Raw genomic sequence first — 14,698 nt, 5'->3', positions numbered from 1 at the left:
GAAGATATTATCAATAAATGCTGTGAGGCATGGAATGAATTACTTTCTGAAGTTGGCCGATTGAAAAGTCTATGCTCCCGTTCATGGGCTGTTATTTCATAATTTAAAAATGGAATTGGTATAAGGTGTTGCTGTGAGCAGTTTAATTGAGATCATCAGGCGTCATAAACAGGGAGCACAGTGTGGGGTTTACTCCATTTGCTCCGCTAACCGGCTGGTTCTTGAAGCCGCTATTCTGCAGGCCAGAAAAGATGGCTCCGGAGTCCTGATTGAGGCAACCTCTAATCAGGTTAACCAATTCGGTGGTTACACCGACATGAACCCGGTTGCTTTTCGCGAATACGTTTATGATATCGCCCGTGAGCTTGATTTTCCGGTAGAAAATATCTGGCTGGGTGGTGATCATCTGGGGCCTAACTGCTGGCAGAATGAACCAGCAGCCTCCGCAATGGAAAAGTCCCGTGAGCTGATCAAGGCTTACGTTGCTGCCGGATTTACCAAAATCCACCTAGACGCCAGCATGAGCTGTCAGGACGACCCTGCTGTTCTGAGTGATGAAATGGTTGCCCAGCGTGCCGCTGATCTGTGTAAAGTGGCTGAAACAACGGCAGTTGAGTGTTTCGGTCAGTCCAATATTGTTTATGTCATCGGAACCGAAGTTCCTGTCCCGGGTGGTGAAGCGGAAGAAATTTCCGGTCTTCATATCACTACGCCTGAACGCGCCAGTTATACGCTGGACTGCCACCGACAAATATTTGAAGAAGCTGGCCTTGAGAGTGCCTGGCAGCGTGTAGTCGGTCTGGTAGTTCAGCCGGGTGTTGAGTTCGACCACACGTCTGTTATCGATTATCAGCCTGAAAAAGCCGTTGATCTGAGTCGCTTTATTGAAGCGGATCCGAACATCGTTTTTGAAGCGCATTCCACCGATTACCAAACACCTGATGCTTATAAAGCACTGGTTCGTGATCATTTTGCCATATTGAAAGTAGGTCCACAGCTCACTTTTGCCATGCGTGAAGCGCTTTATGCCCTTGCACATATTGAAGACTCTCTGGTACCGGAAGCGAAGCGCTCTCATATCCGTGAAGCCATGGAAGAAGAGATGATGGCCAATCCCGGTAACTGGGAAAAGTATTACGCTGGTAACGACGACGATCGTCGTTTTGCAAGAACCTACAGTTACAGCGACCGTATCCGTTACTACTGGAACAGCGAAAGAGCAGAAAAAGCACTGACCGCTCTGCTGGAGAACCTGGAGTCCAGAGTTATTCCGATGCCGCTGGTCAGCCAGTATCTGCCAGAGCAGTACTGGGCGATACGTCGTGGTGAAATTAAAGGCACTGCCAGATCACTGATTCATCACCGTGTTATGCAGGTGACTGAAGATTACGCGAAAGCCTGTTGATCACGGGTTCCAAGTCTTCTTGAGCGCATAGAAGGCTTGAAACCATTAGAAAACAAATCCGTTTTTAAATTCGCTGACAAAAAGTTCTGTTTTGTCGGAGGGGGGTCTTCTGGCCTTAAAAAGCTCAGAAACACTCCGGCAAAACCTGAAAGATACCTTAACTGGCAATTTTGAACGTTTTTTTAATAAATCGTTTAAATAAAAGAGTAGAGAAGAGAGATGAGCAGTTACCTGGGTTTAGATGAGAGCCAGCTCCGGGATATCGGAGGTGAGTTCACTGCGAAGGAAGTCAGCCAGCAGCCACGAGTATGGCGCGATGCCGTTGCTGAGGTGAATGAACGTCGTTCAGAGTTGAACGCATTTCTGTCTCCGCTTCTGGCGAAAGAAAACCTGAGAGTTGTGCTTGCTGGTGCCGGTACTTCTGCATTTGCCGGTAAAGTGGTTGCACCTCACCTGGCCAAAGTGACTGGTCATCGATTTGAGGCCATCAGTACAACCGATATCGTCGCATCTCCTGCCGAGTGTTTTGCTGAACAGCTACCAACACTGGTGATCTCTTTTGCCCGCTCTGGCAATAGCCCTGAAAGCGTTGCCACTGTTCAGCTGGCTGATCAGTGTTTGCAGGAATGCTATCACCTGGTGTTGACCTGTAATTCTGAAGGAGCCCTGGCAAAAGCCAGCAGTGAATCTGAGAAAATGTTTTGCCTGCTGATGCCAGAAGGTACTAATGACAAAAGTTTTGCCATGACCAGCAGCTTCACCAGCATGATGCTGAGTGCACTGTGCATTTTCGACCCGCAGCAGGGCACGACTGAACTGGTTGACCGTATCAGCCAGGTGACTGAACAGTTACTGGAAGAAAAAACGGAAGAACTGAAAGCCCTGGCATCCACGGATTTCGATCGACTGGTGTTCCTTGGCAGTTCAAGCCTGCAGGGGCTGGCTCAGGAAGCCTCCCTGAAATTTCTGGAGCTGACTGCCGGTAAGGTTGTCTCTGTTTTTGACTCTCCTCTTGGTTTCCGTCACGGCCCTAAATCCATCATTAACGACAAGACAGTGATCATTGAGTTCATGACCAATGACTCATACACACGACAGTATGATCTGGATCTGCTGGCTGAACTCCGTCGTGATGATAAAGCTGCTCACATTCTCGCCATCTCTGATGAAGTCGAAGATGACGTTCGAAAGGGTAATGTGATGACATTAGGGCAAACACTTAAAACTGAAAATGTTTGGCTTTCGTTTCCTTTCATTGCTCTAGCTCAAGTTTTTGCATTCTTTAAATCCGTACAATTGCAAATAACACCGGATAACCCCTGTCCCACAGGTGAAGTAAACAGGGTCGTCCAGGGCGTCATTATTCACCCTTATAGCAAGCAGCCTTGAGCCCAATAACAAAGCCTTGAGCTGGAAATGCCGCCACCTCCCATTGATAAGGGAATGAAAATGTTCCGGCGGCATTTTCAAAAAAATTTGAGATCTATTGGTTAGAGACTTTCAGGAGTACGGTACATGAACACCCCTAATATTGTGCTGGTTCGTATTGATAACCGAATGCTGCATGGCCAGATCGCGATTACCTGGAGCCATCATGCTGGCGGTAACCTGATTCTGGTGGCGAATGATTCCGCATCTGAAGACCCTGTCCGCCAGAACCTGATGGACATGGCTGCTCCTCCGGGAATGGCTACCCGTTATTTCTCTATTCAGAAAACCATCGACGTTATTCACAAGGCAAGTGCCGCACAGAAAATCGTGATGGTGGTTGAAACTCCTCAGGACGTTCTGCGTCTGGCTAAAGGCGGTGTGCCTTTCACCAAAGTTAACGTGGGTAACATGCACTTCAGCGAAGGCAAGAACCAGATCCACAAAACCGTTTCCGTAGATCAGAGCGATATCGACGCATTCCGTGAGCTGACTGAAATGGGCATTGAATGCACCATCCAGCGTCTGCCAGAAGAAGAACCAATCGAAATCATGAGCGCACTCTGAGGGGACACGCATGTTAATGGAAGCCATACTCGTCGCCCTCTGGGCGGCGCTGTGCGGCATCGACAAGTACGATGTTGCACTGAATATTCACCGCCCACTGATCACCGGTACCGTTGTCGGTCTGATCATGGGTGACCTGCAGACAGGCCTGATGGCCGGTGCTGCCATGGAACTGGCCTGGCTTGGTCTGGTTCCTAATGCTGGTGCCCAGCCACCCGATGTCACCATCGGCGCCATTATTGGTACCGCATTCGTTATCCTGACCGGCGAAAACCCTGAAGTGGGTATTGGTATCGCCATGCCATTCGCTGTGGCCATGCAGAGTCTGATTGTGCTGTTGTTCACTGCGTTCGCTCCGGTAATGCACAAGTGTGATGAATACGCCAGAAGCTGCAATACCCGTGGTATCGACAACATGCTCTACCTGGGCCTTGGTGTTCGTGCCTTTATCTACGCTTTGGTTGCTTTCCTGCCGATTTACTTTGGTTCAGAAACTGCGGGTGCCATTGTTGCGCTGCTGCCAGAAGAAGTACTTGCCGGATTGTCAGCCGCTGGTCGTATGATGCCAGCCATTGGTTTTGCCATGCTGCTGAAAATCATGCTCAAGAAAGAAGTGGCAGCTTACTTCTTTATCGGCTTCGTACTGGTGACTTACCTGAAGCTACCGGTACTGGCTGTTGCCATTCTCGGTACCTGTGTTGCCGTACTTGATTACATGATGCGAGTAGAACGTCAGCAGACCGTTGCTCAGGCTCAACCTGCTTCTGCCCATGGAGATTTCAGCGATGGCATCTGATACCACATACAGCAACGACATCGCTGAAAGCAAAGCGCTGGTAGACGGTGTCAGCGATGAAGTCCTGAATCAGGATTTCTTTGAAGATCAGTCCAAAGAAGAAGTTATCACCAAGAAAGACCTGTGGAAGATCTCTATCCGCGGTCTGTTCATGGAAGGTAACTTTAACTATGAACGTATGCAGGCCGGCGGCTGGGCTTACACCCTGATCCCGATCCTGAAAAAGATCCACAAGAACAAGAATGACCTGGCTAAGTCATTGAAGATGCACCTTGAGCTCTTCAATGCTTCTCCAAAGCTGTTCACCTTCATCGTTGGCCTGGTGGCAGCGATGGAACAGAACAAAGAGAAGCCAAGCACCATTCGTTCTCTGAAAGTAGCGGCCATGGGGCCAACAGGTGGTATCGGTGATGCTATCGACCACATGACCCTGATGCCAATTACCCTGGGTATCGGTGCATCCATTGCCCTGGATGGCAGTGTGGCGGGACCTTTTGTGTTCTTCTTCCTGTACCAGATGGTGCACTTCCCACTGTACTTCTGGCTGACTTTCTACGGCTACCAGTCCGGTGTTAACGCCCTGGCTCAGCTGAAAGAGAAAACGGTTCTGCTGTCCCGTGCGGCCACCATTCTTGGTCTGACCGTAGTGGGCGCACTGAGTGCCAGCTTTATCAAGATCTCCACACCGCTGGTGGTGGAGGCTGGACAGGCGACAGTGCACATACAGACGGATCTGCTCGACAAGATCATGCCGAACCTTCTGCCTCTGGGCTTTGTATTCCTGATGTACTACCTGGTGCAAAAGGGTAAATCACCCAGCGGTCTGATTGGCCTGACCATGGTGATCGGTATCGCCGGTAAGTATCTGGGTATTCTGTAATCAATTCAGGCAGGGGGAATGACTCCCCCTCTTGAAAACCTTAGCTCTTAATCGTCCTTAAAAGTGTCGTCTTCTCCCTGTACCACATCAGGATGGCATTTGAAGTAATGAGGAAATCAACATGATCGGTCTCGTAATCACCGGGCACCTTAACTTCGCTACTGGTTATCAGTCTGCAGTCAATGCAATCGCTGGTGATAGTGAACAGGTTGAATATGTGGACTTTCTGGAGTCCATGTCTACCGACGAACTGGAACAGAAAATACGTGAAGCGGCTGACAAGGTTGACAGTGGTGACGGTGTTCTGTTCCTGACCGACATTCCTGGTGGCTCTCCTTTTCAGCGCTCTGCCAAGGTTGCGTCTGAAATGAGCAATGCAGATGTTATTTCCGGTACCAACCTGGTGATGGCCGCCGAAGCCTGCCTTGAGCGTGATGGTATGGAGCTGGGTGAGCTGGTTAAACAGGTGATGGAAACCGGTGTTGAAAACATCAAGAGCTTCCAGCAGGAACTGCGTGCTGTGAAAAGCACTGATGCAGCGGATGACGGAATCTGAATGATGATGGATTGCATCACTGACAGCCATTATGCACTGAAAGCGGCTCAGGTTTTTACGCCTGAAGGCATTCTTGAAAATGCGTTTGTTCACATCAGTAATGGCCGTATTGATTCGGTAAGTGACAGCCTCAAGGCTGACTACACGCTGGTGGATCTGGGCAATCACAAGCTGATGCCTGGCCTGATTGACATGCATATTCATGGCCAGAGTGGTGCAGACACCATGGATGCGACTCCGGAAGCCCTGGCAACCATTGCCAGAGATCTTCCAAAGACGGGTGTCGTTGGATTTCTGGGAACCACCGTAACGGCTCCCTGGCAGAAGATTCTCGCAGCACTGGCTAATGTCAAAAGCACCATGGCTGTTGGTATAGAGGGCGGATCCGAAATCCTGGGTACTTATGTTGAAGGCCCGTTTTTTACACCCCGACATAAAGGTGCTCACCCGGAACAGTTTTTTCTGGCTCCTTCTCAGGAGCGTATTGCTGACCTGCTTGAAGTGGCCGGTGACTCTTTGAAAGTTGTTGCACTGGCTCCTGAAACCGAAGGTGCTGTTGAAGCAACGAAACAACTGGTTGCCAGTGGTGTTCGTGTTGCCATGGGGCATACCGATGCAACCTACGACCAGGTGGAAGACTGCATTGAGGCGGGTGCCACTATCGGGGTTCACCTCTACAACGGGATGAGTGGTTTGCATCATCGCGAGCCAGGCTGTGTTGGCGCCATGCTGGCCAGTGACTCCGTGATCGCAGAAATGATTGCAGATGGCGTTCATGTTCATCCGGCTGTTCTTAAGCTGAGCTGGAAGTGCAAGGGGACGGAAAGGTCTGCACTCATTACAGATTGTATGTGTGCTGGTGGCTTGCCTGATGGAACGTATCAGTTGGGGGAATTACCGGTTCAGGTAAAAAATGGCGTAGCTCGCACGGAATGCGGTTCATTAGCTGGCAGTACACTGTCGCTGAACATGGCCATTAGAAATATGACCCGTCTGGCAGAAGTGCCTGAGTGGGATGCCGTCAGAATGGCATCTGAAGTACCCGCTCGAATTCTTGGGGTAAATGACCGGATGGGATCCATTGCTGCAGGTATGGAAGCCAGCCTCACGGTAATGGACGACGATTTTAATGTACTGCTGACACTCGTTAAAGGTCAGCAGATATTTTCTGCTTGGAGTGAGACAAATTAATGGCACTTTATTCAACAAGACAAATGTTGCTGGATGCTCAGGCTAATCAATACGCAGTGCCAGCTTTTAATATCCATAACCTGGAAACTGTTCGCGTTGTTGTTGAAACAGCTGCGGAAATGCGCTCCCCGATTATCCTGGCGGGCACACCGGGTACCATCAGCTACGCAGGAGCCCGCTACCTGGTGGCGATTGCCCAGACAGCGTCTGAAATTCACGATATTCCCATCGCCTTGCACCTGGATCACCACGAGTCGCTGGGCGCGATCAAGCCATTGATTGATATGGGTGTGAAGTCTGTGATGATCGATGGCTCCCATCATGACTTTGAAGAAAACATCCGCATCGTCCGTGAAGTGGTGCAATACGCTCATGCCCGTGACGTTACCGTAGAAGCAGAACTGGGACGTCTGGGTGGTCAGGAAGATGACCTGATTGTTGATGAAAAAGATGCGCTGTACACCAACCCTGCACAGGCTGCCGAATTTATTGAACGTACTGGCATCGACTCTCTGGCGGTTGCCATCGGTACTGCCCACGGTATGTACAAGTCTGAGCCAAAGCTGGACTTTGAGCGTCTGGCGGAAATTCGTAACGTCACGACTGCTCCGCTGGTGCTTCACGGTGCTTCCGGTATCGCTTCTGCTGATGTTCGTCGCACCATCGAGCTGGGTGTTACCAAGGTAAACGTTGCCACTGAACTGAAGATTGCCTTCTCCGACAAGGTAAAGGAGTACTTCCTGGCTAACCCAGACGCCAATGACCCTCGCAAGTACATGGAGCCAGGTAAAGACGCCATGGCTGCTCTGATCCGCGAAAAGATTGATATGTGTGGAAGCAGCAACCGCGCTTAATGCGGTGCTGAGTGTGTAAAGAACCAAGTAGCCTTTGTCCGTCTTCGGGCGGACTTTTTTTTCCGAATTCGAAGAAGGTGTGTCAGTACACATCTTTTGATGAGCAAGAACAGAGAAAGAGAGACTTATGGAAATCCGTCAGCCTATTCACAGTGATCATGCCAAACAACTGGACACCGAAGGACTGCGTCGTGAGTTTCTGATCGATGGCATTTTTGCCAACGGCACCATTAACCTGACGTACAGCCATGTTGACCGTGTGATTGCCGGTGGTTGTATGCCTGGTACTGAAGCGGTGAAACTGGAAGCCGGTAAGGAAATTGGTGCTGACTTCTTCCTGGCCCGTCGTGAGCTGGGTGCTATCAATATTGGCGAAGCCGGCATCATCATTGTTGATGGTGTTGAGCACGAAATTGGCAGCCGCGAAGCACTGTATATCGGCATGGGCGCGAAAGAAGTCGCCTTTGCCAGCGTTGATGCTGACAAGCCAGCCAAGTTCTACCTGAACAGTGCTCCAGCCCATGCAGCCTATCCAACCAAGAAAATCACTCAGGAAATGGCCAGCCCGGAAACACTGGGTGACTCTGAAACCTGTAACCGTCGCACCATTTACAAATACATGGTTCCAGCTGTTCTGGACACCTGTCAGCTGGCGATGGGCATGACCATTCTTGAGCCAGGCAGCATCTGGAACACCATGCCTTGCCATACCCATGAGCGTCGTATGGAAGTGTACTTCTACTTCGATATGAAAGACGACGGTGTTGTTTTCCACATGATGGGTGAACCAACAGAGACGCGTCACCTGGTAGTGCGCAACGAACAGGCGGTTATCAGCCCAAGCTGGTCCATCCACTCCGGTGTTGGCAGCTCCAACTATACATTCATCTGGGGCATGGCTGGTGAGAACCAGACCTTCTCCGATATGGACTTCGTGCCAATGGCAGACCTGAAGTAACAGGCCGGCAATGTTCCCATGCCCTGCATGGGAAGCAAACCAAACAACTTATATAAGTTTTCAGAACAGGTGTTCCCATTATGGTCTTTGGGAATACCAGGATTAAGGGATTCCCATGACTCAACAGTTTTCTTTCAGCCTCGAAGGTAAAGTTGCCCTGGTAACTGGTGCGAATACCGGTCTGGGACAGGGTATGGCGGTTGCTCTGGCTCAAGCGGGTGCAGATATCTGTGCCGTTGGTCATATTGACGCGCCAGAAACCCGTGAGAAAATCGAAGCAGCTGGTCGTCGTTTTCACTTCGTTGAAGCCAACCTGCTGAGCATTGAGCCGGTTGATCGCATTGTGAAGGAGACTGTCGAAGTCTTCGGTCGTATTGATATCCTGGTGAACAATGCCGGCATCATCCGTCGTGAAGATTCCGTGAATTTCAGTGAAAAAGACTGGGATGAGGTTATGGATATTAACCTGAAGACCCCATTCTTCCTGAGCCAGGCGGTTGCCAAGCAGTTCCTGGAGCAGGGTAACGGCGGCAAGATCATTAATATTGCATCCATGTTGTCCTTCCAGGGTGGTATCCGCGTACCTTCCTACACTTCCAGTAAGAGTGGTATTGCTGGCCTGACCCGCCTGCTGGCCTGTGAGTGGGCTCAGCACGGCATTAACGTTAATGCCATCGCTCCAGGCTACATGGCAACTGACAATACCACTGCCCTGCGTGCTGATGAGAAGCGTAATGCTGAAATCCTGGGTCGCATTCCTGCTAACCGCTGGGGTACTCCAGAAGATCTGGCTGGCCCTGTTGTCTTCCTGGCTTCTGCTGTCAGTGACTACGTTAACGGTTACACCGTAGCAGTAGATGGCGGCTGGCTGGCTCGTTAATCCAGATAAATAAGGGCTCAACAGAGCCCTTATTTACAAATGCTCATGGGTAAAGAAAAGCCCTTTGTATTTCCTGATTCCCACCATACGAAAGCGCTTTTCACGAAAACAGATTAATACGACGATGACTGAACAAAAGACTCTTCCTGCCGTTTTTGATCATGCAGAAGCAGTGAAGCTGATGCGTATGGTGTGTGACTGGCAGCTGGCTAATCCAACCAAGTCCTGGATCCGTCGCAGTGGTGCAACCCGGGTATTAAAAGGTACCGACTGGGAACGTGCAGTTATGTATCCCGGCGTGATGGCAACCTGGCGAGCCACTGATGACAGTCAGTATTTGAACGCTGCTATCAAGTGGGCAAAAAGCAATAAATGGGATGTGGGTCCTGAAGACCGTTTTGCTGACGACCACTGCTGCTGTCAGACCTATCTCGAGCTCTATCAGGCGATGAAAGAAGACTTTATGACTGAGTCTTCAAAGGCAGCGTTTGATCTTATGATGAATGACCCAAAACCGGGTCGGGAAGACTGGTGGTGGTGTGATTCCCTGTTTATGGCACCACCTGCGTTTGCCATGCTGACAGAAATGACCGGTGACCAGAAATATCTGGAAGCCATGAATACCATGTGGTGGGACAGTATTGAATACCTTTTCGATCCGGAAACAGACTTGTTCTTCCGCGACAAGCGTTATATTCCGGATGGTCAGGGCAGTGAACTGCGTGAAGAAAATGGTGAGAAAGTATTCTGGGGCCGGGGCAATGGCTGGGTAGTTTCTGCAATCTGTCGTGTTGTTGATCATCTGCCTGAAGACTATGCTGATCGCCAGAAGTACCTTGATCTGTTTACAAAGCTGATGGCTGCCGTTGTCAAACTGCAGGGTGAAGATGGCTTCTGGCGCGCCAGCATGCTTGATCCACAGAGCTTCCCTGCACCGGAATCCAGCGCTACCTCTCTGTTTGCTCATGGCCTGGCATGGGGTATCAACCACGGTGTTCTGGATCGTGATGTCTATATGCCTGCCCTGGAGAAAGCGTGGGCTGCACTGAAAACCTGCGTACACGATGACGGTATGATGGGATGGGTTCAGTTACCTGCCTTTAACCCAAGGGAGACCAAAAAAGAGCACAACATTGATTACGGCGCAGGCGCATTCCTGCTGGCAGCAGAAGAAGTTGCCAGGCTCTGTGCTTAATCAAGAAAAGTAAATTATTTAAACAAAAGGTTAAGGTGACTTGTTCACTTTAACCTTTGTTCGTTTCTGAAAAATACTGACTGGTTGAAATCTCTATTGCTATTTTAAAAATACTAAATAAAAAAATAATCAATCATATTTATCCATATTTTATGAGCCTAAAAGAGTTTGAAACTCTTTACATGCTTCTTCAGCAGTCTTTCCTACTCCAAAGAATGCAAGCTCTCTTCCTTCTCTGTAAGTAACTAAATTAAAGTACATGCCTTCAACTTCCTTTAACGCCAAATCAACGATGCTTTTCTGCTTATGTTGAGGAACTGATATTTCCCTAACGCGGCACTTATCCATAAATTCTGTATAAACTCTCTCTAACTGTTTTCTTGCCTCAACAAGATTGGATGAGTCAGGGTGAGGAGTAATGCAAACATTTGTTACATCACGTTGTGTATCAGTGCTGAGTTGAAACTCAACTTTATTCTTATCTTCTATTTTTTTGAGTTTAAGACCTTCCATCTTCTTAAACAGTAAAAATACGTTGGCGTCCTCTAAAGCAAAGTGCACATTACCATCAGGAGAATGCGTGGCAACTGATGGAGCATGATATACCTGACTCGTTCTTGATGCAGAAGAATCTGTAGCCCGCGAACGTGAAGGTAGTAGTGCTGAAGCCTGCATTTGCTGTTGCACATATCTGTCATCTCCAGGTTTACGTTTTGGAGAAGCAACATAAGGCACGTAGCCTCGTGAGGAGTGTGGGGGGGGGGGGGGGTGTCAGATCCTGCATTTGCTGTTGTAAATGATCGACCCCCTTTCCGTGGTTACGCTTTGGGATGGCAGTAGAAGCCATACCAGTTCCTGAGTCTGAAGATGGTAGTGGCAGATTATGCATTTGTCTTTGTAGATCATCGACTTCCCTTCCGAGGTTGTGTTTCGGAGTGGCAGCAGAAGAAATAGTGCTTCGTGCTCTTGATGGTGTCAGTTTCTGGATTTTTTCCTGTACAGGATTCATATATCCGGGTTTACGTTTTGAAGAAGTTTCAGTAGTGGTGTAGACACGAGGGCTTGAATGTGACGGTCTTTGTTCCATTTTTCCCATTTGATTTTGCAAATATCGGACAACTTCAGGATCACAATCCGGATCAAATTTACCATTTTTTTTAATGCCATAAGCGAATTGACCGGTTTGGCAATCTTCATTACGGATGGCTATAACTAAATGACCATTCTTTACCAAGCCGTTTATATGCTTTATAGCTTTTTTTGCATGCAGCATTGAGGCGCCTTGAAGAGGAATTGGGGTTGCAAACACTCGCTGCCCAAGTGAAGTAGCTGTAGCTCCCAATGAGCTACCTAATTCTTTAAGCACATCAGCCTGCTTACCCCCTCGAATTGTATTAAGAGGGTAATCGTTATGAACATCTTTTACAGCTTTATGGTGCGCTGAATACATAATGTAAATTTTTTGATCTCTTGGAGCGTTTATGATCACTGATTGTATATGTCGTTGAAGTACCTGGGCTTGAGCCATCGGTGTCGATGTTTGATACGGTACGATTACCGCGTAAAATCGGCCTGCGGGTACCTTGGTTTCTTTTTGGGAAGCACTTGCTATTCTCGACGAGTAACTTAAATCAGGTGTCGCTCTTTCACGTTGAGATTGTTTTGGCGTTTTTTCGACAAGTCTCATTGTTGCCGTAGTGTTCATGCTGTGCAGCGATGTCTTGTAGGCTGTTAAGGTTCTTTGACATCTATCCAGATTATCGCCCAATTCTGATGTATCAATTGATTTGACATCATGACCATTCCAGATAACTGGAAAACCATATTGTTTTGATTCTATTATCCCTAATTGATCATTTATTTGATAACGACCACGTTCTATCATTTTTTGAATTAATATTGTACTTGTAGTGTCCATAAAAAAAATCCTTTAATAAATAGAAGTTAGTTTGAAAAAATAGCTACATAAGTAACATTGTTAATTTATTTTTTGATGCCTGAAAACATTCCTTTAATTTTTCATAAATTCAGTAAGTGTTCAGAATGCGTAACTGAGGAAGCGCACACATACTCTGAGTGATCCTCATTCAGGCAGAGCATATGCCATTTGCTCAGCTCTACCGAACCATGGCAGGATACTGGGTAAGTATCCTGGTTTTACTGATCAGCTAATGGCAGCCGGAGTCATCAATCATAAGGTTGACCGTTTTCCAGGGCATTCCAACGGCGACTAAAAGCATCATAGATCTTTTGATCAGCACCCGATGGTGAATTACTCCAGCCAACCAGAGTCAACTCGGGAATCTTGCCATGCTTAAATCGTGGATCGTTATAGGCAGCATGAACGGCATCAGCCAAGTCGCTTCCACTACCACCAAAAGTACCACAGCCAATGAAACTGCACATAACATACTGACTGTTATATTCAATGGCGTGAACCAACAGGGATACAATAGTTTTTTGAAAATCACTCTTGTATCTCTGTAAAACACTTTTTGAAACTCCTTCCAATGGAGCAAATGGAGCTACTGCATTATGGATATAATGGCAAAAACTTTGGGATTCGCCTTTGTAGCCATATGAGGGTGTGGTGAGACACTGTCCCGCCCGAATTTTTCCTTTGGCTTTAGCTTGGGTTTGAGTTTCATGGATAAAGCGATCACCTGCCTTAGACGCTATAATTTGAGCCAAACCTGCCTCATGTTTCATATCTTCATTCGCTGGATTCACCAGGCCGAATCTTTTCGATTTGTCTACACAATACTCTTTGGCATAGCCGAGCACACCATCACTATGCATAGTCATAGTCAGCCCAGGACGCAGACTTAAGGTGCTTGAACTACCCCCTGTTGCCCCTTGAGAGGCTGATGCTCCTGCTGTATGACCGGATATTCTGGTACTGGCAGGGTTTACACGTAACGTTCCTGTTGTGCCAGATACGTGACTACGGCTTGCCATGTAGGGAGCAGGGGGAGCGTATGGAGGGGTAATGGCTTCTGGCTTTTTATGACTTGCGACCGGATGTCTACTTGATGGTCGCATATCAGAGCGCTTAGAAGCAGGCTGACTATTAGCAGGTGAGGAGGTTAGTCTACGCCATTTGGTTTCGAATTCCTTAATGGTTTTCTGGTCTTGAGGGTTAGGGTTGTCGGGCTCCTTCCAGCCCACCAGAATAATTTCTGGTAGGTCGGGCAAATGGCTGCACTCCTGGTAGGCCTTGTATAATGCCTCCGCCAGTTCAGTACCGCTGCCACCTCTACCTCCACATGCTATAAGACTGCAGATAATGGGTTGACCAGGTCGTTGTTCAGACCCTTGCTGTAACAGGGATGCCAATGACTCTTTCAATTTTTCCTGAAAAATATTTAATTCTGACAGGGAAGGATGATCAGGTTTCACCTGAGGTATAACGTTATGAATAAGCTGGCAATGGCCGTTGGTTTGAGCATGAAATCCAAATGATGAGGTGGTGTAGCACTTTCCAACTGGTGCAGGGGCATAAACATCACCGCGTTTGGCCTGTAGGAGTGCCGATTCAGTTGCGTCTGTATATCGCTTGCCAGCTAGTTTTACCAATTGTTGGGAAACAGCGCCTTGATGAGTCATTTCCGAGTCATTAGAGATCGCCAGGGAGAATGGATGACCATATTGTCTGGCATATTCTCTGGCATAATCAATCACACCGCCAGAGTGCATGGCCGTTCTCACTTTGCCAGAAAAACTGTTACCAGAGTGGGAGGCCGGTGCTGCTGCGCCGGTTACGGAGGTATTTTCGGAGCGTATTGTGGAAGGTGTGGTAGCCGCTAGATTCACTTTAACTTTGCTAAGGCATTCATATAATTCTTTAGGAGTAGTTTTGCTGGGAATGTAATTTAAATTGTGTAAACGCTTGTCGTTAATACTCCAAAATGGAGAATAACAATGAGCGTTGAAATCAACGAAAAACTGGTAGATCAAATAGCCAGTCAGATTAAAACTCAGGATGATC

Annotated in this window: 14 protein-coding genes; 11 read left to right on the top strand and 3 right to left on the bottom strand. The window is 48.1% G+C overall.

Annotation, left to right across the window (positions count from 1 at the left end; genetic code table 11):
* Positions 1 to 133 precede the first annotated feature (133 nt).
* The 11 genes from AK963_RS17770 to AK963_RS17720 all read left to right on the top strand — a co-directional run bounded on the left by AK963_RS17770 (position 134) and on the right by AK963_RS17720 (position 10,710).
* The gene (locus AK963_RS17770; protein WP_066016782.1) at positions 134 to 1,405 is read left to right on the top strand and encodes a D-tagatose-bisphosphate aldolase, class II, non-catalytic subunit; all 1,272 of its coding nucleotides are present in this window, start codon (positions 134 to 136) and stop codon (positions 1,403 to 1,405) included.
* 219 nt (positions 1,406 to 1,624) lie between these two features.
* Positions 1,625 to 2,794, top strand: coding sequence for an SIS domain-containing protein (locus tag AK963_RS17765; RefSeq protein ID WP_066016781.1), 1,170 nt, complete (start codon positions 1,625 to 1,627; stop codon positions 2,792 to 2,794).
* 126 nt (positions 2,795 to 2,920) lie between these two features.
* The gene (gene agaV, locus AK963_RS17760; protein ID WP_066016780.1) at positions 2,921 to 3,400 is read left to right on the top strand and encodes a PTS N-acetylgalactosamine transporter subunit IIB; all 480 of its coding nucleotides are present in this window, start codon (positions 2,921 to 2,923) and stop codon (positions 3,398 to 3,400) included.
* A gap of 10 nt (positions 3,401 to 3,410) precedes the next feature.
* On the top strand, positions 3,411 to 4,196 hold the full coding sequence (gene agaW / locus AK963_RS17755; protein ID WP_066016779.1) for a PTS N-acetylgalactosamine transporter subunit IIC: 786 nt from the start codon (positions 3,411 to 3,413) through the stop codon (positions 4,194 to 4,196).
* Complete coding sequence (locus tag AK963_RS17750) at positions 4,186 to 5,076, top strand: PTS system mannose/fructose/sorbose family transporter subunit IID (protein ID WP_066016778.1); 891 nt, start codon at positions 4,186 to 4,188, stop codon at positions 5,074 to 5,076. Before agaW ends, AK963_RS17750 begins: the two co-directional genes overlap by 11 nt.
* Before the next feature lie 121 nt (positions 5,077 to 5,197).
* On the top strand, positions 5,198 to 5,632 hold the full coding sequence (agaF, locus tag AK963_RS17745) for a PTS galactosamine/N-acetylgalactosamine transporter subunit IIA (RefSeq protein WP_066016777.1): 435 nt from the start codon (positions 5,198 to 5,200) through the stop codon (positions 5,630 to 5,632).
* A complete protein-coding gene (nagA, locus tag AK963_RS17740; protein ID WP_083232739.1) occupies positions 5,633 to 6,823 on the top strand; it encodes an N-acetylglucosamine-6-phosphate deacetylase in 1,191 nt (396 codons plus the stop codon).
* A complete protein-coding gene (locus AK963_RS17735; protein WP_066016776.1) occupies positions 6,823 to 7,677 on the top strand; it encodes a tagatose bisphosphate family class II aldolase in 855 nt (284 codons plus the stop codon). Before nagA ends, AK963_RS17735 begins: the two co-directional genes overlap by 1 nt.
* Positions 7,678 to 7,804: 127 nt before the next feature.
* Entirely contained in the window at positions 7,805 to 8,635 is an 831-nt protein-coding gene (kduI, locus tag AK963_RS17730) for a 5-dehydro-4-deoxy-D-glucuronate isomerase (RefSeq protein ID WP_066016775.1), read from the top strand.
* A 115-nt stretch (positions 8,636 to 8,750) separates the two neighbouring features.
* Positions 8,751 to 9,515: a 2-dehydro-3-deoxy-D-gluconate 5-dehydrogenase KduD gene (gene kduD, locus AK963_RS17725; protein ID WP_066016774.1), complete on the top strand. Its 765-nt coding sequence runs from the start codon at positions 8,751 to 8,753 to the stop codon at positions 9,513 to 9,515.
* Between the two features lie 124 nt (positions 9,516 to 9,639).
* Positions 9,640 to 10,710: a glycoside hydrolase family 88/105 protein gene (locus AK963_RS17720; RefSeq protein ID WP_066016773.1), complete on the top strand. Its 1,071-nt coding sequence runs from the start codon at positions 9,640 to 9,642 to the stop codon at positions 10,708 to 10,710.
* 150 nt (positions 10,711 to 10,860) lie between these two features.
* Here AK963_RS17720 and AK963_RS17715 read toward each other — a convergent pair whose 3' ends face one another.
* From AK963_RS17715 to AK963_RS17705, 3 genes are all read right to left on the bottom strand, one after another.
* Complete coding sequence (locus AK963_RS17715; protein ID WP_139117489.1) at positions 10,861 to 11,397, bottom strand: hypothetical protein; 537 nt, start codon at positions 11,395 to 11,397, stop codon at positions 10,861 to 10,863.
* A 19-nt stretch (positions 11,398 to 11,416) separates the two neighbouring features.
* A complete protein-coding gene (locus AK963_RS17710; protein ID WP_066016771.1) occupies positions 11,417 to 12,628 on the bottom strand; it encodes a hypothetical protein in 1,212 nt (403 codons plus the stop codon).
* Between the two features lie 269 nt (positions 12,629 to 12,897).
* The coding region (locus AK963_RS17705; protein WP_139117488.1) for a macro domain-containing protein at positions 12,898 to 14,698 on the bottom strand (1,801 nt) is incomplete at its 5' end.

Origin of the sequence: Endozoicomonas atrinae (assembly GCF_001647025.1) — a bacterium.
GTDB lineage: Bacteria > Pseudomonadota > Gammaproteobacteria > Pseudomonadales > Endozoicomonadaceae > Endozoicomonas > Endozoicomonas atrinae.
This window is presented reverse-complemented; position numbering and strand designations above follow the sequence as displayed.

Bases quoted from the DNA above. Each gene is read 5' to 3' on its own strand.
- AK963_RS17765 (WP_066016781.1), top strand. From the start codon at position 1,625: ATGAGCAGTTACCTGGGTTTAGATGAGAGCCAGCTCCGGGATATCGGA.
- agaV (WP_066016780.1), top strand. From the start codon at position 2,921: ATGAACACCCCTAATATTGTGCTGGTTCGTATTGATAACCGAATGCTG.
- agaW (WP_066016779.1), top strand. From the start codon at position 3,411: ATGTTAATGGAAGCCATACTCGTCGCCCTCTGGGCGGCGCTGTGCGGC.
- AK963_RS17750 (WP_066016778.1), top strand. From the start codon at position 4,186: ATGGCATCTGATACCACATACAGCAACGACATCGCTGAAAGCAAAGCG.
- agaF (WP_066016777.1), top strand. From the start codon at position 5,198: ATGATCGGTCTCGTAATCACCGGGCACCTTAACTTCGCTACTGGTTAT.
- nagA (WP_083232739.1), top strand. From the start codon at position 5,633: ATGATGATGGATTGCATCACTGACAGCCATTATGCACTGAAAGCGGCT.
- AK963_RS17735 (WP_066016776.1), top strand. From the start codon at position 6,823: ATGGCACTTTATTCAACAAGACAAATGTTGCTGGATGCTCAGGCTAAT.
- kduI (WP_066016775.1), top strand. From the start codon at position 7,805: ATGGAAATCCGTCAGCCTATTCACAGTGATCATGCCAAACAACTGGAC.
- kduD (WP_066016774.1), top strand. From the start codon at position 8,751: ATGACTCAACAGTTTTCTTTCAGCCTCGAAGGTAAAGTTGCCCTGGTA.
- AK963_RS17720 (WP_066016773.1), top strand. From the start codon at position 9,640: ATGACTGAACAAAAGACTCTTCCTGCCGTTTTTGATCATGCAGAAGCA.
- AK963_RS17710 (WP_066016771.1), bottom strand. From the start codon at position 12,628: ATGGACACTACAAGTACAATATTAATTCAAAAAATGATAGAACGTGGT.